Raw genomic sequence first — 19,989 nt, 5'->3', positions numbered from 1 at the left:
CATGATCCGCAACCCCGTCCTGCCGGGCTTCAACCCCGACCCCTCGTTCTGCCGCGTTGGTGACGACTTCTACATCGCCACCTCCACCTTCGAGTGGTACCCGGGCGTGCAGATCCACCACTCGCGCGACCTCGTCAACTGGACGCTGGTGACCCGGCCACTGACGCGCAAGAGCCAGCTCGACATGCGCGGCAACCCCGACTCCTGCGGCATCTGGGCGCCCTGCCTGTCGCATGCCGACGGCCTGTTCTGGCTGGTCTACACGGACGTGAAGCGCTTCGAGGGCAACTTCAAGGATGCGCACAACTACATCGTCACGGCGCCGGCCATCGAGGGGCCCTGGAGCGACCCGGTCTATGTGAATTCATCCGGCTTCGACCCCTCGCTGTTCCACGACGACGACGGCCGCAAGTGGTTCCTGAACATGCTGTGGAACCACCGCACCGCCTCCATCGGCGGCGCGCCCAAGACGCCGGCCTTCGACGGCATCGTCATGCAGGAATGGGACGCGCAGCAGCGCAAGCTGATGGGCCCGGTGACCAACATCTACAAGGGCACGAAGCTCGGCCTCGTCGAAGGCCCGCACCTGTTCAAGCGCGCCGGCTGGTACTACCTGATCACGGCCGAGGGCGGCACGGGCTACGGGCATGCGGTGACGATGGCACGGTCGCGCGAGCTGCTCGGCCCCTACGAGAACCACCCGCAGCTGCACCTGCTGACCAGCCGGGACGCGCCCGATGCGCCGCTGCAGCGTGCGGGGCATGGGCAGGTCGTGGAGCTGGCCGATGACAGCACCTATGTGGCCCACCTGTGCACGCGGCCGCTGCCTGGCACGCGGCGCTCGCCGCTGGGGCGAGAGACGGCTATCCAGCGCTGCGAGTGGCGCGACGACGGCTGGCTCTACCTGGCGCACGGCGGGCTCGTGCCTGCACTGGATGTGCCGTCGCCTGTCGACGTGCAGCCCAGGCCGCGCGAGGCTGTGCGCCGCCGCTTTGCCGGCCTGACCGCGCTGCCCCCGGAGTTCCAGTGGCTGCGCACGCCGGAGCCTGACCGCCTGTTCACGCTGACCGGCGACGCGCTGCGCCTGACCGGCCGCGAATCGCCGGGCAGCTGGTTTGAGCAAAGCCTGGTGGCGCGCCGGCAGGAGGACTGGGCCTTCCGCGCCGAGACCACGCTGCGCTTTGCGCCCGACAGCTACCAGCAGGCGGCCGGCCTCACCCACTACTACAACCGCCACAAGTTCCACACGCTGGTGGTTACCTGGCACGAGAGCTACGGCCGCGCGCTGAGCATCCTGTCCTGCCCGGGCGACTTCCCCGACAACCGGGTGCAGTACCCGCTGACGGAGGTGGTTCAACTGCCCGCCGACGGCCCGGTCAGCCTGGCCGCGCAGGTGGACGGTGCGACGCTGCAGTTCCAGGCCGACTGGGGCGACGGCTGGCGCGACGTGGGGCCGGTGCTGGACGCCAGCGTCATCTCCGACGAAGGCGGCCGCGGCGAGCATGCGTCGTTCACGGGTGCGTTTGTGGGGATGGTGGCGTTTGACACCAGCGGCGGGGGGCGGGTGGCGGACTTTGAGGGGTTCGAGTACTTGCCGGGACGAGGCTGAACGCTGCTTTGCTGGGGATGCTGCCCGTTGCTTAGCAGGCTCCCAGCGGCCACCCGCTGAACGCTGGGCCACTTCAGTCAAGCCGTCTCCTGGCTTGTCGACCTGCAGAATCAGCAGCGCCTTCGCGGGAGAATCGAGGCCGTCTGCCCCGCCTCCCTTGGGAACTATCGCCGTCTCTGACCGGGCTTACAACGCTTGCCTCCGCAGGCCGGTTAACTCAAACGTTCGGCGCCACAGTTCCTCCGCAGTCTTCACTTCCAACCCGCTTGCCATGAGCACACGAGCTAAAGTAATCGCCGCCCTCGCACTTTCAATCGCACCTGCTTATGCCGTCCCCGCTGAGCTTGAGAACGCCACCTTGGACGTCGCACTCCAGGGTGCTTGGTGCAACTCGGACGATGGTGGCAAGACGTGTTGGGGCTACGACACATTTGTCAGCGGCCGAGTGAACTCCTGCGGTACGTTTCCGGAGACACGTACAAACTTCACGGGACAGTCTCGCTACACCATTAGGGGCGCCAAAGTTTGTCATGTAGTGACTGCTTCCTCAGTCCCTGAAATCCTGAAGCCTGGTAACCGTTTCTGCGTCGAGGTTCTGAAGATTGACGATCGGACTCAGCGCTTTCGGGACCTCGATACAGGTGACGAAACAGTCGTGTATCGAGTCGATTCAAAGAACGTTCGGTGTCCCGGACGCATGTGACGCCTAGCTCGTCGCTCAAGCCAAGCGCTCACGGCAGGCCAACAAGCACAGTCTGGCAGTACGCGGTACGTTTTCGCCAGGCCGGGCCTGCGTCCTGTATCTGTCGCCCGCTTCGCTTGAAGGTTGAAGCCTGACCATGTGGCGCATCGAGTTCTCCGCCGACAAGTTCCTGCCCATCCTGCCCGAGCAGTGCCAAACCAACCCCGGCGCCTATGGATTCGAGCTGGCACTTTGGCTGGCGCAGCGCCTGCTGGCAAGGGGGATCGTGACCAGCTATCCGCAGGGCGAAGACTGGGGTTGGTTTATCGAGCACACCGACGCCGACGAAACCGAGATTCAGATTGGGTGCGCGTCAGTGGCTTCCGAAGGCGACGGGTATGCAAATAGGGCCATCGAGTGGTCCATCTTCGTCAAGCCCTACACCTCGTTGCGAGAGCGACTCAAGGGCGTGACGCACGCGGCGAAAGTCGAGCACGTCGGCCGGGCCATCCTGGAATCGCTTGCAGCCGAGGGCATTCCTGCCAGGCACGCACCGGACTGACCCACAGCCGCCCCTCACCTGCTGGCGCCCTGCCCTCCCGCCACCGGCACGACGCTTGCCCCTCACGGCAAACGCGCGACGTCCGCGCGGAAACCAAGGAAAGCCATGCAGGTGCACATAGAGACCGACAACCATGTGGAGGGCCGCCAGGCGCTCATCGAGCACGTCGAGGGCGTGATCCGCGACGCCGTCGACCGCTACGAGGGCCGGGTGACGCATGTGGAGGCGCACCTGGGCGACATGAACAGCGGCGAGAAGTCGGGCGCCGACGACATGCGCTGCCTGCTGGAGGCGCGTGTGGCGGGGCTGAAGAACATCGCGGTCAAGCACCAGGCGGAAAGCCTGCACATGGCCATCGAAGGCGCAGCCGGCAAGCTGACGAACGCGCTGGATTCGGCGCTGGGCAAGCTGCATGACCGCGAGCGGCGCCACGCGGGCACGGGCGAATTGAGCGCCGATGCCGCCCGCGAACTCGACGACGACGCGCCGCCGGTGAACTGACCGCGTCCGCCGGCCAGCGCCGGCTGACGCGCCGGGCCGCAAGCGCCGCCCCGCCCAAAGCACGGGGGACGCCGGCCCTTCACCGGCCCGCCAGGGTCAGTGGCGATTGACGCCGTGCCCGCGACCCGACAAGGTGCGATGCCGTTCATCGAACTTCCTCGAACAGGAGCATGCGCATCATGAGACTCAACGCCTGGATCGTCTCGTTCGCACTGGCAGGCCTCGCCGCCGCCGGGCCGGCCGCCGCACAGACCTACCTCAACAGCAGCAACATCACCGTCACCGTCGGCGCGGGCACGTCGCCAGGCGACTTCAACAACACCTTCAACAACGGCGCGACGATCACCAAGGTGATCGATGCGCCGTCGGCAGACGCCGAGGAGTTCCACAACCAGCAGACGCACATCTGGTACACCGCCGACTCGCTCGGCGGCGGGCTGGAACTGCGCTTCGACTTCCAGACCGAGTACGACCTCAGCGTGCTGCACTTCTGGAACTACACCTCCGAGGACTACGACGTCGACTCCGTCAGCTTCACCTTCTACAGTGGCGCGAACGTGCAGGTGGGCACGCTGTCCGTGGCGCCGGCACTCGGCAGCAGCCCCGGCATCCGCGCGCAGGACATCACGCTGGCAGCACCGCTGAATGTGCGCTATGTGACGGCCTTCCTCACCGGCAGCAATCGCCAGGTCGACTTCCAGAACATCGGCTTCACCGCCGATGTCTCGGCGCCGATTCCCGAGCCCGAGACCGCTTCGCTGATGGCGCTGGGCCTCGCCGGCCTGCTGCTGGCGGCGCGGTGGCAGCGTCGTCGGTGTTCCATGGCCTCGGGTTCCTGAGCTGGCCTTCGCCCGACCATCGAAAGGAGCCGGAACTGGCTGCAACGACGTTCGACGCTGCCCACGTGATCCAGGACGAAGCCGCGCTGGCGGCTCTGTTTGAGCCCACCCATGCGCTGGCGGTGCAGAAGAGCCGCGACAGCCTCGGGCCGCATGCACAGGCGTTCATTCGCCGATCTCCGTTGCTGTGCATCGGCACGCAGCACCGGGACGGCAGGGCCGACGTGAGCCCGCGCGGCGACCCAGCCGGTTTCGTCAGGGTCCTGGACGACCGCACGCTGGCCATCCCGGATCGCCCCGGCAACAACCGCCTCGACAGCCTGAGGAACATCCTGGCCAACCCCAGCGTCGGGCTGTTGTTCATCATTCCCGGCTTCGACGAGACGCTGCGCGTGAACGGGCAGGCGACGCTGGTGACCGAGCCCGAGCTGCTGCGCAGCATGTCCATCCAGCAGCGCACGCCGAGCCTGGCCATCCTGGTGCACGTGACCGAGGTGTTCCTGCATTGCGCCAAGGCGTTCCGGCGCGCGCACCTGTGGAGCGACGAGCAACGCCAGGCCAGAAGCGGCATGCCATCGCTGATGAAGATGATCCTGGACGACACGACGGGCGCCCCCGACGACGCCGAGCTGTGCAGGCTGGACGAGGCGCTCGAGGACGCCTACCGGAAGACGCTCTACTGACGAGTCGCGCCTGCGGGCCGGTACGGCCGGTGCCGCACCGGCGCCCGCTTCAGGGGCCGAGCGCTTCGAAGTCCACCCAGGCGAAATCTCCCACCGCCCGCGTCGCCGTCGCGCTGACGGCGTACAGCCCCAGGTACACACCGATGAAGCCCGTCGCCGTCTCCGTCGACAGCTGCCAGGTCGGCACGCTGCACAGCGGCTGCCAGGCCTGCTGCCCCACAGCGCGCCAGGACAGCGTGTAGCGCGCCGGCTCGGCCAGCACCTGCAGTTGCACCGGGCCGGCGGGCACGGGGGCGCTGCCCTGGACGGTGGGTTTGCCGCCCAGTTGCTGCAGGCACTCCATGCGCGGCGCGCTCACGCCGGTGCGGCGCAGCAGCAGGTGGTGGGACTCGTTCATGCGCACGGCCAGGCCGGCGGCGTCGCCTTCCGCAGCGGGCTTGAAATCCAGCTCGGCGGCGAAGCGCTGGTTGAGTTTCTCCTGGCGGCGGCCGACGAAGGCCGGGGTGCCGACGACGTCCAGCCCGTTTTGTGCGCCGATCAGGCGCAGCTGCCCGGGCCGCGCCGTCAGCGACCAGCGGCCTGAAGCCAGCGTGCGCAGGAAGGTCCAGTGCGGCGACAGCGGCTTGTCGGCGGCAAAGGTCTCGCGCACCGGCGGCTGCGGCCAGGGCGCCCAGGTGGGCAGGCCTGTGGTCGGCTGCGGCTGGGCCAGCGCCTTGTTCTGGCCGAACTCGGGCCAGTCGTCCTCGCGCCAGCGCACCGGCGCAAGCAGCGTCTCGCGGCCGATGTGGTGGTGCCGCCCGCCGTTGGCGGCCTGCGGGCGGATGGCCAGCAGCGTGGCCCACCAGTCGCCCTTGGGCGTCATGACGAGGTCGGCATGGCCCAGCGCCTGCAGCGGGTGGTCGGGCAGGTTGCGGTGGGTCAGGATGGGGTTGTCGGGGTGCGCCTCGAACGGGCCCCAGGGCGAGCGCGAGCGGCCCATGGTGATGCGGTGGTCGTAGGACGTGCCCCCCTCGGCGATCATGATGTAGTACCAGCCGTTGCGCTTGTACAGGTGCGGGCCCTCTGGCCAGATGCCGCCCATGCCGCTCCAGATCAGGCGCGGCTCTTCCAGCAGCTTGCCGGCCTTGATGTCGATGCGCGCCTGGTAGACGCCGCCCCGCTCGCCGCCGCCGTGGCGGGTGTAGTAGACAGTGCCGTCGTCATCGAAGAAGAACGACGGGTCCATGCCGAACACGGGCTCGGGCAGGCGCACGGGGTCGGACCAGGGACCCGCCGGGTGATCGGCAGTGATGAAGAAGTTGCCGATGCCGTCGACGTCGGTCGTGACGATGTAGAAGCGGCCAGCCTCGCAACGGATGGTGGGCGCGAAGATGGCGCGGGAGCTGCGCCGGCCGGCGAAATTGATCTGGCTCTCGCGCGTCAGCGCGTTGGCGATCAGCTTCCAGTGCACGAGGTCGCGGCTGTGATAGATGGGCAGGCCGGGAAAGTATTCGAAGGTGCTGGTGACGAGGTAGTAGTCCTCGCCCGAGCGGCAGACGCTGGGGTCGGACGCGAAGCCGCTGAGCACGGGGTTGTCGAAGCTCGCCGGCATGGGCGCGGCGGCGGCCGGCGCGGGTGTGGGGTTGCAGCGGCGTTGCAGGAAGTCCAGCGGGAAGGCCTCGGCCATGGCCTTGTAGCCGGCCATGGAGGGGTGCAGGCCGTCGTTGTCCCAGGTGGCGCGCAGGTGGGTGGGCTTGGCGGGGTCGCGGGCCAGCGCGTCGTAGTCCAGCACGGCGTCGAAGCCGGCGCGGCGTATCCAGTCGTTCAGCGCCTGGCGGTCGGCCTCGTTCTCGGGCTGAGGCTGGTAGTAGCCGCTGCCGCCGTAGGGCATGACGGTCGACACCAGCAGGCAGACGCCGCGCTCGCGGGCGCGGCGGGCCAGCGCCGTGAAGCCTTCCTTCATCTCGGCGAGCAGCGCCGCGCGGGACTCTGGCGTCGTCGTCTTGCCCCGGTGGCTGCTGCCCAGGTCGTTCACGCCGATCAGCACGACGGCATGCGTGACACCGCTGCGGTCCAGCGCGTCGCGGTCGAAGCGCGACAGCACTTTCGGCCCCAGCCCGTCGCGCAGCAGGCGGTTGCCGCCGATGCCGGTGTTGACGACGGCGGCATCGCGGCCGGTCGCGGCGAGGCGGCGCGTCAACGCGTCGGTCCAGCGCTGGTAGCTGCCGGGCGACACGCCGTAGCCGTCGGTGATGGAGTCGCCGATGGCGGCCAGCACGGGCTGCGCGGTCGTCCCACGCACGTCCACGGCGGCCAGGTGCCACCAGCCGTCGCGCGCAGCGGCATCGGGCCAGGCAGCGGCGTCGGTGCGCGCGCCGGGCACGGCCCAGCTCTGGATGCGCGAACCGGGGTGCACCGTCGCCACGGCCGGCGCGGTCTGCACATGCCACTGCACGGCCAGGTCGGCGCCGCGCGGCACAGCCAGGTCGACCGCGTCGCTCCAGGCCTCGGCGCCGGGCGCCAGGCTCAGGGCCCGCTGGCCGTTGAAGGTCAGCCCACGCTGGCTCGCGGCCTGCAGCACCGGTTGCGCGGTGCCCGGCTCGCCCTGAACCAGCGCCACGCTGGCCGAGGCCAGCTCCAGTGGCTCACGGCCGAACAGGTTGCTGACGCGCACGCGCAGCGACGTGCCGGCGGCGCTGACGCGCACGACCTGGCGCAGCGTCACGTCGCGCAGCGGCTGGCGCCAGGCGGCGGGCACCGGCTTGCCGTTCACCAGCTCGGGCGTGCCGGCCGGCGGGGCTGCCTGCTCCAGCTGCGCGCTGCCCCAGGCCGCCAGCCATGGCGCGGTGGCTGGCGGCGCCGGCTGCGCCACCTTGGGCGCGGGCGCGCAGCCCACGGCCAGCAACAGGCTCAGCAGCGCCAGCCAATGCGCCCAGCCTCCGCGACGACGAACGTCCGAATTCAGCATGTCTCCACCATCGTTTGATTGCTCTCACGACGATGATAGCGATACCAACAGGGTCGCCAGCCCCGGGGTTTGCACGAGGATTCGTGCCGGGCAACGTGTCGTTAGGGGCTGGCGGTGTAGCGCGTATGGAAGCGCCGGCCCTGCGAGTCCATGGCCTGCAGCCACAGCTCGGCCTTCACCGTGCCGACCGGCGCGAAGGTCGCACCCAGGCTGGTGACCGACGTGCGGGGCGGCAGCGGCACGGTCGTGTCCAGCACCGTCGGCTCGCTGCCGTCGTCCGGCGTGAAGACGCGCTTGATCTCGATGAGCCGCAGGTCCGGATTGGCCGCCGCCCAGATCGACCAGTTGAAGGCGCCGCCCTGCAGCGTGCCGGCCTGCAGGTCGGTGGCACGCAGCACGAGGTTGGGCGTCAGGCCGTCGATGGCCGGGAAGCGCGCCGCCGCCGGCTCGCCCAGCGCGTCGGCGCGCAGGTAGGCGCTGCGCGTCTCGACGACGCTGGCGATGTTGTAGCTGACGACGTGTTTCGCGCCGCGCACGCTGTCTGCCGAGCCTATCCAGCCGACGGCCGCGCGCTGGATGGCGAGGTCGCCGACGCCGCCGGTCGCGGGCAGGCTGGTGGCGCCCGTCGTCGTCGACACGCACAGCTGCGGACGGTTGCAATAGCCGAACGGAAAGGCAAAGCCACCGGGCGTCTGCAGCGTGGCCGAGCTGAGCAGCTGCACCGGCGGGTTGGTGGGCAGCGGGTCGGGCGTCTGCGCCTGGATCTCCACTTGCAGGCCGATGCCCGGGTTGGGCGACAGGCTGGTGTCCGCCGTGCCGTCGGCCTTCTTGGCCGCAAAGCCCAGCGGATGGACGGCGACGGCGAGGCGCTTGCCGTTGCCGGCGAGGTTCCACTTGTTGGCCGTCGTGGCGGCCTTGTTGAACATGACCACGTCGCTGAACAGGTCCACCACCGCGCCGCTGGAGTCGCTGATGACCGCGCCGACGATGACGCGGTTGCAGTTGCCGGTGGGGGCGATGTCGTCGGCGCAGCCCAGCAGCTGGAAGCGGCCGAACTGGCGGTTGGCCGAGGTGTAGACGGACAGGATGGCGGCCAGGTCGGTGCGCACGCGGCCGTTGTGCTTGTCGTAGCTGGTGGTGACGAGCGGGTGGGTCATGATGGTGCTGACGTCCAGGCCCTGGGCGATGAGCTGGTTCAGCGCGGCGCCCAGTTCGTCCAGGCCGGCAAGGTTGCCGAGCAGCGTCGTCGCACTGGTGGCAGCCTTCAGCGTCGACGTGATCGCGTTGACGGGCGTGGCGCCGGTGGTCTTGAGCAATTCGGTCTGCGCGAGCGGCAGGTCGACGACGACCTCGGGCGCCGTGCCAGACAGGAATTTGTTGCCGACCTGCAGCACCGGCACGTTCAGGCGCGAGCGCGCCAGGTCCACGCGCACGCTCTCGATGAGCAGGTCGTGGGCGCTCTTGTTGGCGGCAAAGCTCGGGTCGGCCAGCAGGTCCAGCGACGTGATCTTCAAGTCGGAGATCTGCGTCTTGACCAGCGTCTTCAGGAAGTCGCCAGCGGCCGGCGCAGCGGTGGCCATCTGGGTCAACTGGCTGGCGCTGGTCGCGGCAGCGGCGAAGACGGGCGCCGGCTCGGTGCCCAGCGCCAGCGCGACGACGGCATTCGTCAGCGGCGTCACATGGCCCACCATCGCGGCGCTGATCGTCGGCACGGCCGAGTGCAGCACCTGCATGTGGCCGGCGGCGTCCATGCCGCGCGCCTGGATGAACAGCGGCGCAGCGGGGCTGAGGGCCGACAGCGTCAGGGTGTAGCTGCCATCGGCGCCGTGCGTGGTCGCCGTGCCGACCGCCCTGCCCTGGCCATCGACGACGCTGACCTGCGCGTTCACCAGCGGCGCGCCCGTTGCCGCCACGCCGCGCAGCGTCGGCGGCGTGGTGGGCGCGGGCGTGCTGGCGTCGCCGCCCCCACCGCCACCGCCGCCACAGGCAGCGAGAAACAGGGTCAAGGCAAGGACGGCAAGGCGGTACGGCATGGCGCGGGCGGGGAACGGAGCTTCATCCCAGTGTGCCGCCCGGGCCGCCGCCGCGTTGGGCGGTAAAGCGGCTGGAATCAGCGGTTGATCCGCACCCAGGCCAGCTCCAGCCAGTTGTCGGCCCGGTGCACCGGCGTGACATTGGCACGCGCGGCCCAGGGGATGACCTGGCGGTGCAGCGGCAGGATGTTGACCTCGTCACGCAGGGCAGTCAGCGCGCCGCGGATCTGCTGCTCGCGCTTCTTCAGGTCGGCCTCGACGCTGCTCTGCGCGGCCAGCGCGTCGGCGCGGTCGTTGCGGAAGCCGCCGTAGTTGTAGTCGCCCACGCCCTTGGCGCTGCGGTGGCGGTACAGCGGCGTCAGCGCGGCCTCGGCGTCGGTGACGCTGCCGCCCCAGCCGTACATGTAGAGGCTGGTGTCGAGCTTCTCCAGCTTGGGGAAATGCTGCACGCGCGGCGTGGCATTGACCTTCACCCTGACCTTTATCTGCGCCCACATGGCCGCCAGCGCCACGCAGATCTCCTCGTCGTTGACGTAGCGGTTGTTGGGGCAGTCCAGCGTCACGTCGAAGCCCGCGGCCAGGCCGGCCTCGGCCATCAGCTTGCGTGCAGCGGCCAGGTCGTAGGGCAGGCGCGTCTGCAGCGCCGGGTCATCGAAGGACGCGCTGCTGGACGGCGTCAACGCGCCGGTGGGCACGGACTGGCCCGCCATCAGCTTGGCCTTGATGGCCTCGATGTCGATGGCCTGATAGAGCGCCCGGCGCACGCGCTGGTCCTTGAACGGGTTCCTGTCTCCAGGCGCCTTGCCGTAGAGCAGCTTGTCACGGGCCTGGTCCATGCCGATGAAGACGAGGCGGTTCTCCGGGCCCTCGATGACCTTGACGCCGGCGGTGTTGCGCAGCCGGGCGACATCGCGCGGCGCCGGGTCGTGCAGAAAGTCGATCTCGCCCGAGACCAGCGCCGCCAGCCGCGTCGCGTCGCTGGCGATGGGGCTGTAGACCACCTCCTGCACATTGCCCTCCGTCTTGTTCCACCAGGCCGGGTTGCGCTTGAGCACGGTCTTGATGCCCGGCTGGCGGCTCGCCAGCATGAAGGGGCCGGTGCCGTTGGCGTTCACCGACGCGTGGCTCTCCTGCTTCTGCTTGAAGTCCAGCGGCTTGGTGACGCGGTGCGCCTCGCACCACCGGCGGCTCATGATCCACAGCTGGTCGATGTGCTGCAGGAAGACCGGGTTGACGGTCGCGAGCTGGAAGTCCACGGTCAGGTCGTCCACGCGCTTCGGAACCCCGACGGCGTTCGCGTAGACGGACACCTGCGACGCCGGCTCCCGGGCGCGCTGGATGGAGAAGACCACATCGTCCGCCGTCAGCGGCGTGCCGTCGTGGAACTTGACGCCGGCGCGCAGCTTGAAGCGCCAGATCAGCGGGCCGGTCTGCTTCCAGCCCTCGGCCAGGCCCGGCACGAGGGCCAGCTTCGCATCGCGGTTGGTGAGACGCTCGTAGATCTGGCCGTTGATGTTGTTCGTCAGCGTCTCGTTCTGCGAGTGCGGGTCCATGGTCTGCGGGTCACCCTGGCTGGCCCAGCGCAGCGTCTGCGCCGACACACCAAGGGCCGCACTCAGCAGCGCCAGACCTATCCATCCCCTCATCACCAGACTCCCAACTGCATTCATCGAACGTCAGTTTAGGAGGCCCTCGACGTCATCGCCGGGCAGCGGGATTCCACAGTTCGTCGAGATGGGTGAAGCCCCAGTTCTCGGGCGGCTCGCGGCCGGTGATCTTGTCCGTGACGCCGGAGGCCGACAGGTCGATGACCTGCACTGGAATGGGCATGTTCGACTTCGTCGAATAGAAGACTTTCACGCGTGGGGACACCAGCGAAGCCGCGTTCTGCTCGACGACGACGGCCAGCCGGCCGGAGTGCATGCGCACCAGCGTGCCGGTCGGGTAGATGCCCACGCTCTTGACGAAGGCCTGGAAGACGATCGGGTCGAAATGACCCTTCCACTGCGACATGCGCTGCAGCGAGCCGGCCGGGTCCCAGGCAGTCTTGTAGGGCCGCGACGAGGTGATCGCGTCGTACACGTCGCAGACGGCGCCCATGCGCGCGAGCAGGCTGATCTGCTCGCCCACCAGCTTGTGCGGGTAGCCGCTGCCGTCCAACTTCTCGTGGTGGTGCAGGCAGACGTCCAGCGCCGAGGCGGGCACCTTGGCGCCGCTTCTGAGCAGCGCCGCGCCACGCTCGGGGTGGCTGCGCATGACGCTGAACTCCGCGTCGGTCAGCGCGCCGGGCTTGTTCAGGACTTCCAGCGGCATCTGCATCTTGCCCACGTCGTGCAGCAGGCCGGCCAGGCCCGCCTCGCGCACCTGGTCGTCGGCCAAGCCCATCTGGCGGGCGAGGGACACCATCAGCCCGCAGACGGCCACCGAGTGCATGTAGGTGTAGTCGTCCTTGTCCTTCAGCCGCGCCAGACTGACGAAGGCCCAGGGATTGCGCGCCAGCGACGACGTGACCTCGTCGACGATGGGCAGGCAGGACTCGCTGTCGATCGCATTGCCCAACCGCGCCTCGCCGAACAGCGCGATGACGGCCACCCGCGCCCGGCCGATCACCTGGGTGGCGCGGTCCATCTCCGCCTCCATGCTCACACGCGGCTGCTGCGGCTGGGCTGGGGGCGGCGCGCTGACCGCTGGCGCCGCTGCCTTCTCGATGGGGGCGACAGGTTCGGGCGCAGCCACGTCAGCACCCTTGCTGATGTCTATCCACACCGCCGGCACGCCGCTGGCCTGCAGCGCCGCCAGGTCCGCCGGCTCCGTCAGCACGAACTTGGTCTTCCAGAACGGATGGGAGAGCCAAGCACCCTCCATGGCCTGGAGATACATGCCGAGCCTCGCCTCGCTGGTCGGGATCTTTTTCAACATGACTGCGTTGTCGTTGTGCGGCCGAGTATCCGAGCCTCTGGGCGCGCACGCTGTGCAGCCCAGCACGCTTTCGGCCAGGGAAGACCCCCGGAAGCTTGCGCTGGATCAACTCCGTGACGAACAACAAAAAGCCGCCTCGATGGGCGGCTTTCAGTGAGCAGCGAGCGCTTCAGCGGAACTTGCGCTGCGGCACCGTGGCCATCTCGGTCGGCAGCGAGGCGATGTAGCTGGCGATGGCCTTCAGCTCGGCGTTGCTGAACTGCTTGACCTGGCCGGCCATGATGGCATTGCTGCGGCCGACGTTGGCGTTCTTCTCGGTCTTGTAGGCCTTCAGCGCAACGGTCAGGTAGTCGGCATGCTGGCCGGCCAGCTTGGGGTAGGTCGGGTCGATGGGCTTGTTGAAGTTGGCGCCGTGGCAGGAGATGCAGGCACCCTTGTTCAGCAGCTCGGCCACGTTGGCAGGCGCGGCGGGCACGGTGTCGGGCGTGGCCGGCTTCTGGGCCTGCTGCTCGTAGAAGGCGGCCATGTCGGCCATGTCCTGCTCGGTCAGCGAGGCGGCGATGCTGCGCATCGTCGGGTGCTTGCGGTCGCCCTTGGCATAGGCCTGCAGCGCGGCCACGATGTACTTCGAGTTCTGGCCCGCGATCATCGGCACCTTGTGGATCTCGGGGAAGCTGGCCTGGTAGCCGGCGATGCCGTGGCAGCCAATGCACATCGCAATCTTCTTCTCGCCCGCTTTCACATCCTGCGCCTGGGCGGCAACGCCACCCAATGCGGCGGCCAGGGCAAGCGAGATCTGCAGCAGTTTTTTCATGTCTCGTGGGTGTCGGTTCGGGAGCGGCGGCGATTATAGGAGGGCTCCTATACTGAATCGGACTCCCCCCAGCCCCGGTTTTCCCCATGAAATTCCAAGGTTCCGACCAATACGTTGCCACCGCCGACCTGAAGCTGGCGGTCAACGCGGCGGCCACGCTGCAGCGGCCGCTGCTCATCAAGGGCGAGCCCGGCACGGGCAAGACGATGCTGGCCGAGGAGGTCGCCAATGCGCTCGGCATGCCGCTGCTGCAGTGGCACATCAAGAGCACGACCAAGGCGCAGCAGGGCCTGTACGAGTACGACGCCGTCAGCCGGCTGCGCGACAGCCAGCTGGCCGGCATCGAGGGCAGCGAGCGGGTCAGGAACATCGAGAACTACATCGTCAAGGGCGTGCTGTGGCAGGCCTTCGAGGCCGAGCAGCCGGTGGTGCTGCTCATCGACGAGATCGACAAGGCCGACATCGAGTTCCCGAACGACTTGCTGCGCGAGATCGACCGCATGGAGTTCTACGTCTATGAGACGCGCCAGCTCATCAAGGCCAAACATCGCCCGCTGGTCTTCATCACGTCCAACAACGAAAAGGAGCTGCCAGACGCCTTCCTGCGCCGCTGCTTCTTCCACTACATCAAGTTCCCCGACGCCTCGACGATGCAGAAGATCGTCGACGTGCACTTCCCGACGCTCAAGAAGGACCTGCTGGCCGCCGCGCTGAAGAACTTCTACGACGTGCGCAACCTGCCCGGCCTGAAGAAGAAGCCCAGCACCTCGGAGCTGATCGACTGGCTCAAGCTGCTGGTGGCCGAAGATGTGCCGGTCGATGCGCTGCAGGCCAGGGACGACAAGGTCAGCATCCCGCCGCTGGTGGGGGCGCTGTTGAAGAACGAACAAGACCTGACCCTGTTCGAAAAACTCGTATTCATGCAGAAGAACAACCGCTGATGACACAACCTGATCTGAACCGCGCGGTGCGCGAAGGCCTGGCGGATGCCGTCGGCTTCGTGCTGGGCGCCCTGGCGGGCTGGGGGCTGGGCCGCCTGCTCGGTGTGGACTTCATCAACAGCAAGGAATGGGACGCCGCGCAGATGGGCGCGCTGGTGCTCATCGTCGTCGGCTGCGGCGTGGGTCGCTGGGCGGCGCGACGCGTGATGCTGCGAGACCAGCCGTGAAGCCCGTCGACCCGGTCACGCTGGCGGCCGGGCCCATTCGCCTGGTGCCGCTGACGCTGGACCATGTTCCCGGCCTGCAGGCTGCGGCGGCCGACGGCGAGCTGTGGAACCTGCGCTTCACCAGCGTGCCGGCGCTTGACGAGACCCGCGCCTACATCGAGACAGCCCTCGCCGGCCAAGCTGCCGGCCACCGCCTGCCCTTCGCCGTGCTGGACGCGGACACCGGCGAGGTGCTGGGCTCGACCAGCTATCACGACATAGCTCCGGCCGTCGAACGCGTCGAGATCGGCTACACCTGGTATGCCCGGCGCGTGCAGCGCAGCGCAGTCAACACGACAGCCAAGCTGCTGCTGCTGACACATGCCTTCGAGACGCTGGGCGCCAAGCTCGTGGGCTGGCGCACCGACAACTTCAACCACGCCTCGCAGCGCGCCATCGAGCGCCTGGGCGCCAGGCGCGACGGCGTGATCCGCCACCACGCGCTGCGCCGCGACGGCACGGTGCGCGACACCGTGATGTACAGCCTGACCATGGGCGAATGGCCCGAGGTCAAGGCGCACCTGAACTGGCAACTGAGCCGACAGAGAACATGAACAACAAATCCAAGGCCTTCGACGTTGATGCACTTTGGGCCTTGGATCGCATCGGCGAGCCCAGCCTCTGCCCCGATGGCTCCCAGGCCGTGGCCGGCGTCACCCGCCATTCGATGGACACGAACAAGGCGCAGAGCAGCCTGTGGCTGTTCTCGACCTTGGGCGGCCAGCCGCGCCGGCTGACCGAGGCCGGCGACAAGGACGGCAGCCCGCAGTGGAGCCCCACGGGCGAGCTGATCGCCTTCACGGCCAAACGTGAGCAAGGCGGGTTGCGGGATGAAGAGCCGCAGCTCTACGTCATCGCGCCGGACGGCGGCGAGGCGCGGCGCGTGGGCTCGGTGCCTGCCGGCGTCGAGGCCTTCAAGTGGTTCCCAGACGGCCGGCGCATCGCCTTCGTCAGCTGGGTCTGGCCTGACCGCAAGGCCGCGGCGCAAGGCCAGGCACTGCGCGACTTCAAGGCCCGCAAGGAAACCGCCTACGTCACCGACGAGGCGCTGTACCGCTTCTGGGACCATCACATCCCGATGGACCGCGTGCCGCATCTGCATGTGATGGACGTGGCCACCGGCAAGGCGCGCGACCTGTTCGAAGGCACGGCGCTGGAGCTCAGCCGCGCCGAGCCGGACGTGAACACCTTCGACATCTCGCCCGACGGCTGCCGCATCGCCTTCGCCTTCGACCCGGCGGTGGAAAAGAAGCTGGACAACCGCTACGCGCTGGCCGAGATCGACGTGAAGACGCGCCGCATGCAGACGCTGCTGCAGGACGGCGACTGGCAGTTCGCCGCGCCGCGCTACAGCCATTCGGGCGCCCACCTCGCCTTCCTGGCCAGCCACCAGGCACAGGGCCACAACCGGCCGGATCAACTCGCCGTGCTGGACCAGCGCGGCAACTGGGCCGTGTTCAGCGGCGACTGGGACCACGAGGTCAGCGCGCCGCTGCGCTGGGCCGAGGACGACCAGGCCGTGCTGTTCGCCGCCGAGGACCGCGGCCGGCGCCACCTGTGGCAGTTCGCGCTGGGCGACTGCCGGGCCGACCTGATGTTCGAGGGCGGCCACGTCGGCAGCTTCGCCCAGGCCGCAGGCTTCACGGTCGTCAACCACGACGGCGTGCAGTTCCCGCCGCGGCTGTCGGTTGTCGGCGAAGACGGCGTGCGCCGCATGGAGGCGCTCAACGACGCGCGCCTCGCCGCCCACGACTTCGGTCGCCATGAGGAAGTGACGATCACCGGCGCACGCGGCGACAACGTGCAGATGTGGCTGGTCTACCCGCCGGGCTTCGACGCCAAGAAGAAGTGGCCGGTCATGCACGTCATCCACGGCGGCCCGCACACCGCCTTCGGCGACAGCTGGCACTGGCGCTGGAACCACCAGGTGTTCGCTGCGCAAGGCTATGTCGTCGCCTGCGTCAACTACCACGGCTCGTCCAGCTTCGGCCACGAGTTCCTGGACAGCATCACCGGCCACTGGGGCGAGTACGAGCTGCAGGACATCGAGGCCGGCACCGACTGGCTGCTGCAAAAACGCTGGGTGGATAAGCGCCGCATCGTTGCCACCGGCGGCAGCTACGGCGGCTACATGGTGGCCTGGATGAACGGCCATGTGGCGCCCGGCCGCTACCAGGCCTATGTCTGCCACGCCGGCTGCTACGACTGGCAGGCCATGTATGCCGACGACGCCTACAGCTGGCACCGCAAGGAGCTGGGCTCGGCCTACTGGGAAGACCCGGCCAAGGTCGCCGCGCAGAGCCCGCACAGCTTTGCGCAGCACTTCAAGACACCCACCCTCGTCATCCACGGCCAGTTGGACTACCGCGTGCCCGACGCGCAAGGCCTGGCCTACTACAACACGCTGAAGTCACTGGGCGTGCCGGCGCGGCTGGTGTGGTTCCCTGACGAGAACCACTGGGTGCTCAAGCCCCGCAACAGCCGGCTTTGGTACGGCGAGTTCTTCAGCTGGCTGCAACAACACCTAGCGGCAAAATAGCGCTGACCATGCAACGCCGCCCCCTGCTCGCCGCGCTGGCCGCCCTGCCTTCGCTGGTCCGCGCCGAGCCGGTACGCCGGCCCGGGGCCGACCTCGCGCGGCTGCAGGCCCACCTGCGCTTCCTGGCCGACCCACTGCTGGAAGGCCGCGAGGCCGGCACGCGCGGCTACGACCTCGCTGCGGCCTACGTGGCCAGCCAGTTCGCGCAATGGGGCCTCCAACCCATGGGCGATGCCGGCAGCTTTGCCCAGGCCGTGCCGCTGAAGACGGCGAAGCTCGCCGCCACCGCGCCCATGCTGGAAATCTGCCGTGACGGCCGCTGCGAGCGCCTGGCCTGGCTGGACGAATTCAGCACCAGCCCCGATCTGAGCCTGGCCCGCAGGGACGTGAGTGCGCCGCTGGTGTTTGCCGGCTATGGCATCCACGCGCCCTCCTTCGGGCTGGACGACTACGCGGGGCTGGACGTGAAGGGCCGCATCGCCGTCGTGCTCGCCGGCCGGCCCCCGCAGATACCCAGCGAGGAAGGCGCGCACTTCGGCAACGCCCGCACCAAGCGCGAACTGGCGGTGCGGCACGGCGCCATCGGCGTCATCACGCTGTCGACACCGCGCAGCGAGATCGTCTCGCCCTTCCACAACAACCGCCGGTTCGTGGACAACGTCTCCATGGACTGGCAGGCGCCCGACGGCCGCGGCGGCAGCGACATCCCGGGCCTGCAGGCCAGCGCCTTGATCAGTGTCCAGGCCGCGCCCAAGCTGCTGGCCGCGCTGAACCGCCCCTACACCCAGCTCGTGGCCGACGCCGAAGCCGGCCGCACGCTGCCCCGCGGCGACTTGGGGCTGAGCGCCCACCTCGTGCGCGACAGCGTGCATGGCCAGGCGCGCAGCCACAACGTCGTCGGTTTCATCGAAGGCCGCCATCCGCAGCTGAAGGACGAGGTCATCGTGCTGACGGCGCACCTGGACCACATGGGCCGCAAGGGCGACACGGTCTTCCCCGGCGCGATGGACAACGCGATGGGTATCGCGATGTTGCTGGAGGTGGCACGCCTGCACGCGCAAAGCCCCGTGCCGCTGGAGCGCTCGGTGCTCTTCGTTGCGGTGACGGGCGAAGAGAAGGGCTTCCTGGGCTCAGCCTGGTTCGTGCGCCACCCGCCCGTGCCGGCCGCGTCGCTGGTGGCCAACGTCAATATCGACATGCCCATCCTGCTGCACGACTTCAAGGCCGTTGTCGCGCTGGGTGCCGAGCACTCCTCGCTCGGCGCCGCCGCCGAACGGGCCGCGCACAGCCTGGGCCTGCAGCTCGCGCCCGACCCCGCGCCCGAGCAGAGCCGCTTCACGCGGTCCGACCAGTACAGCTTCGTGCGCCAGGGCATCCCCGCCGTCATCCTCGGGGCGGACGGCGCCTCCTTCGATGAGAAGGAGGACGGCAACGCGCTGATGCGCGAGTTCCGCCGCCTGCGCTACCACCAGCCCGGCGACGACCTCAGCCAACCTTTCCATTGGCGTGCAGTGCAGCGCTTCGCGCAACTGCAGTGGGCGCTGTTGCAGCAGCTCGGCGTTCAGCCTGAGCGCCCGCGCTGGCTGCCCGGCAGCTTTTTCGGCGAGCAGTTCGGGCCGCGCCGCTGACGGCCCTTCCCCCGCAGACGAGGGTACGAACCTAGGGATGTCCGCCGGGAGAATGCACGGCAACGCCGCCATTCGATGCGGCGAGCCAACCATCTTGAGGGAATGCCCATGAAGAAGATCTGCCTGGCCGCCGCCACAGCCGCCGCCTTGAGCCTGGGCGCCAATGCCGCCCACGCGCTGACCATCGTGTTCGACTACAGCCTGGACACGCAGAACTTCTTCACGGCCGAGAAACGCAACACGCTGGATCAGGTCGCGTCCATCTTCGAGAACAACCTCGCCAACCACCGCGCGGCCATCAACAACGCCACGTTCAGCCTGCCGAATTTCTCCTACACCGAATACCCCAACCAGCGGGTGGATTACCCCGGCACCGCCGTGTACGCGACCGGCCAGTCCCTCGCAGCCGACACCGTGCGCATCTACATCGGCGCCACCGATCTGTATGACTCGACCGTCGGCCTGGCCTACGTCGGCACGCTGGACGGCCAGAACAACGGCAGTTTCACCGGCTGGGGTGGCGCCATGCTGTTCGACACGACGACCGACTACAGCAGTCTGGACGATTACTACCAAGGCCAGGGCAAGCCCAACCCCTACGCCGGCCTCACACCGGCGCGCGACTGGTATTTCGACAGCGACATCCGCACGGCCGAAGCGCCCGTCCGCACCCGCCTGCCGATAGACCCGGCCAACCCGGGCAGCGGCTACTGGAACCTGTCCAACATGGACTTCGCCACCGTCGCCATGCACGAGCTGGGCCATGTGTTCGGCCTGCAGCACAGCGCGAACAGCGACGACAACATGTACTTCAACACGGACGGCTCGCGCCAGCTGTTCACGACCGGCGACTGGAGCGCCATGGCGGCGGGCGGCTGGAGCGTCAACTCGCTGAACCCCGACCTCTATGCCGTCGTCGACGTGACCACGGCCGTGCCCGAGCCAGGCAGCTACGCGCTGATGCTGGTCGGCCTGATCGGCGTCGGTGCGGCCACGCGACGTCGCCACAAGCGCTGACAACTGGGC

Annotated in this window: 16 protein-coding genes; 11 read left to right on the top strand and 5 right to left on the bottom strand. The window is 68.6% G+C overall.

Going from position 1 to position 19,989, the window contains the following annotated elements; all coding sequences use genetic code 11:
• The first annotated feature begins 1 nt into the window (after position 1).
• From ACG00Y_RS05840 to ACG00Y_RS05820, 5 genes are all read left to right on the top strand, one after another.
• Positions 2-1,609, top strand: a complete 1,608-nt coding sequence (locus ACG00Y_RS05840; RefSeq protein WP_394476863.1) for a glycoside hydrolase family 43 protein — start codon at positions 2-4, stop codon at positions 1,607-1,609.
• An 839-nt stretch (positions 1,610-2,448) separates the two neighbouring features.
• Entirely contained in the window at positions 2,449-2,853 is a 405-nt protein-coding gene (locus ACG00Y_RS05835) for a hypothetical protein (protein ID WP_394476861.1), read from the top strand.
• Positions 2,854-2,958: 105 nt separating this feature from the next.
• A complete protein-coding gene (locus tag ACG00Y_RS05830; protein WP_394476859.1) occupies positions 2,959-3,354 on the top strand; it encodes an HPF/RaiA family ribosome-associated protein in 396 nt (131 codons plus the stop codon).
• Between the two features lie 179 nt (positions 3,355-3,533).
• A complete protein-coding gene (locus ACG00Y_RS05825) occupies positions 3,534-4,193 on the top strand; it encodes a PEP-CTERM sorting domain-containing protein (RefSeq protein ID WP_394476857.1) in 660 nt (219 codons plus the stop codon).
• Positions 4,154-4,876, top strand: a complete 723-nt coding sequence (locus ACG00Y_RS05820) for a pyridoxamine 5'-phosphate oxidase family protein (RefSeq protein WP_394476854.1) — start codon at positions 4,154-4,156, stop codon at positions 4,874-4,876. The genes ACG00Y_RS05825 and ACG00Y_RS05820 overlap by 40 nt, the downstream gene beginning before the upstream one ends.
• A 49-nt stretch (positions 4,877-4,925) precedes the next feature.
• Here ACG00Y_RS05820 and ACG00Y_RS05815 read toward each other — a convergent pair whose 3' ends face one another.
• The 5 genes from ACG00Y_RS05815 to ACG00Y_RS05795 form a co-directional block, all read right to left on the bottom strand.
• A complete protein-coding gene (locus tag ACG00Y_RS05815; RefSeq protein ID WP_394476852.1) occupies positions 4,926-7,823 on the bottom strand; it encodes a family 43 glycosylhydrolase in 2,898 nt (965 codons plus the stop codon).
• Between the two features lie 101 nt (positions 7,824-7,924).
• Positions 7,925-9,856 (bottom strand): hypothetical protein, encoded by a 1,932-nt coding sequence (locus ACG00Y_RS05810; protein WP_394476851.1) that lies wholly within the window; start codon positions 9,854-9,856, stop codon positions 7,925-7,927.
• A 77-nt stretch (positions 9,857-9,933) separates the two neighbouring features.
• Positions 9,934-11,502 (bottom strand): ABC transporter substrate-binding protein, encoded by a 1,569-nt coding sequence (locus ACG00Y_RS05805; protein WP_394476849.1) that lies wholly within the window; start codon positions 11,500-11,502, stop codon positions 9,934-9,936.
• A 52-nt stretch (positions 11,503-11,554) separates the two neighbouring features.
• Positions 11,555-12,775: an HD-GYP domain-containing protein gene (locus tag ACG00Y_RS05800; protein WP_394476847.1), complete on the bottom strand. Its 1,221-nt coding sequence runs from the start codon at positions 12,773-12,775 to the stop codon at positions 11,555-11,557.
• A gap of 169 nt (positions 12,776-12,944) precedes the next feature.
• Positions 12,945-13,589 carry a c-type cytochrome gene (locus ACG00Y_RS05795; RefSeq protein ID WP_394476845.1) on the bottom strand — a complete coding sequence of 215 codons (645 nt, stop codon included), beginning with the start codon at positions 13,587-13,589 and terminating at the stop codon, positions 12,945-12,947.
• An 86-nt stretch (positions 13,590-13,675) separates the two neighbouring features.
• On the opposite strand from ACG00Y_RS05795, the gene ACG00Y_RS05790 reads away from it, so the two are divergent.
• The 6 genes from ACG00Y_RS05790 (at position 13,676) to ACG00Y_RS05765 (ending at position 19,980) form a co-directional block, all read left to right on the top strand.
• On the top strand, positions 13,676-14,530 hold the full coding sequence (locus ACG00Y_RS05790) for an AAA family ATPase (RefSeq protein WP_394476843.1): 855 nt from the start codon (positions 13,676-13,678) through the stop codon (positions 14,528-14,530).
• Positions 14,530-14,757, top strand: a complete 228-nt coding sequence (locus ACG00Y_RS05785; RefSeq protein WP_394476841.1) for a hypothetical protein — start codon at positions 14,530-14,532, stop codon at positions 14,755-14,757. The genes ACG00Y_RS05790 and ACG00Y_RS05785 overlap by 1 nt, the downstream gene beginning before the upstream one ends.
• Positions 14,754-15,350 carry a GNAT family N-acetyltransferase gene (locus ACG00Y_RS05780; protein ID WP_394476839.1) on the top strand — a complete coding sequence of 199 codons (597 nt, stop codon included), beginning with the start codon at positions 14,754-14,756 and terminating at the stop codon, positions 15,348-15,350. Before ACG00Y_RS05785 ends, ACG00Y_RS05780 begins: the two co-directional genes overlap by 4 nt.
• Positions 15,347-17,335, top strand: coding sequence for a S9 family peptidase (locus tag ACG00Y_RS05775; protein WP_394476837.1), 1,989 nt, complete (start codon positions 15,347-15,349; stop codon positions 17,333-17,335). The genes ACG00Y_RS05780 and ACG00Y_RS05775 overlap by 4 nt, the downstream gene beginning before the upstream one ends.
• A gap of 8 nt (positions 17,336-17,343) precedes the next feature.
• Positions 17,344-18,963 (top strand): M28 family metallopeptidase, encoded by a 1,620-nt coding sequence (locus ACG00Y_RS05770; RefSeq protein ID WP_394476835.1) that lies wholly within the window; start codon positions 17,344-17,346, stop codon positions 18,961-18,963.
• Between the two features lie 108 nt (positions 18,964-19,071).
• Positions 19,072-19,980 (top strand): matrixin family metalloprotease, encoded by a 909-nt coding sequence (locus ACG00Y_RS05765; protein ID WP_394476833.1) that lies wholly within the window; start codon positions 19,072-19,074, stop codon positions 19,978-19,980.
• Positions 19,981-19,989: the final 9 nt, after the last annotated feature.

Origin of the sequence: Pelomonas parva (assembly GCF_043555835.1) — a bacterium.
Lineage (GTDB): Bacteria > Pseudomonadota > Gammaproteobacteria > Burkholderiales > Burkholderiaceae_C > Pelomonas > Pelomonas parva.
This window is presented reverse-complemented; position numbering and strand designations above follow the sequence as displayed.

Coding starts and splice junctions, on each gene's coding strand:
- ACG00Y_RS05840 (WP_394476863.1), top strand. CDS start 2: ATGATCCGCAACCCCGTCCTGCCGGGCTTCAACCCCGACCCCTCGTTC.
- ACG00Y_RS05835 (WP_394476861.1), top strand. CDS start 2,449: ATGTGGCGCATCGAGTTCTCCGCCGACAAGTTCCTGCCCATCCTGCCC.
- ACG00Y_RS05830 (WP_394476859.1), top strand. CDS start 2,959: ATGCAGGTGCACATAGAGACCGACAACCATGTGGAGGGCCGCCAGGCG.
- ACG00Y_RS05825 (WP_394476857.1), top strand. CDS start 3,534: ATGAGACTCAACGCCTGGATCGTCTCGTTCGCACTGGCAGGCCTCGCC.
- ACG00Y_RS05815 (WP_394476852.1), bottom strand. CDS start 7,823: ATGCTGAATTCGGACGTTCGTCGTCGCGGAGGCTGGGCGCATTGGCTG.
- ACG00Y_RS05810 (WP_394476851.1), bottom strand. CDS start 9,856: ATGCCGTACCGCCTTGCCGTCCTTGCCTTGACCCTGTTTCTCGCTGCC.
- ACG00Y_RS05805 (WP_394476849.1), bottom strand. CDS start 11,502: ATGAGGGGATGGATAGGTCTGGCGCTGCTGAGTGCGGCCCTTGGTGTG.
- ACG00Y_RS05800 (WP_394476847.1), bottom strand. CDS start 12,775: ATGTTGAAAAAGATCCCGACCAGCGAGGCGAGGCTCGGCATGTATCTC.
- ACG00Y_RS05795 (WP_394476845.1), bottom strand. CDS start 13,589: ATGAAAAAACTGCTGCAGATCTCGCTTGCCCTGGCCGCCGCATTGGGT.
- ACG00Y_RS05790 (WP_394476843.1), top strand. CDS start 13,676: ATGAAATTCCAAGGTTCCGACCAATACGTTGCCACCGCCGACCTGAAG.
- ACG00Y_RS05785 (WP_394476841.1), top strand. CDS start 14,530: ATGACACAACCTGATCTGAACCGCGCGGTGCGCGAAGGCCTGGCGGAT.
- ACG00Y_RS05775 (WP_394476837.1), top strand. CDS start 15,347: ATGAACAACAAATCCAAGGCCTTCGACGTTGATGCACTTTGGGCCTTG.
- ACG00Y_RS05770 (WP_394476835.1), top strand. CDS start 17,344: ATGCAACGCCGCCCCCTGCTCGCCGCGCTGGCCGCCCTGCCTTCGCTG.
- ACG00Y_RS05765 (WP_394476833.1), top strand. CDS start 19,072: ATGAAGAAGATCTGCCTGGCCGCCGCCACAGCCGCCGCCTTGAGCCTG.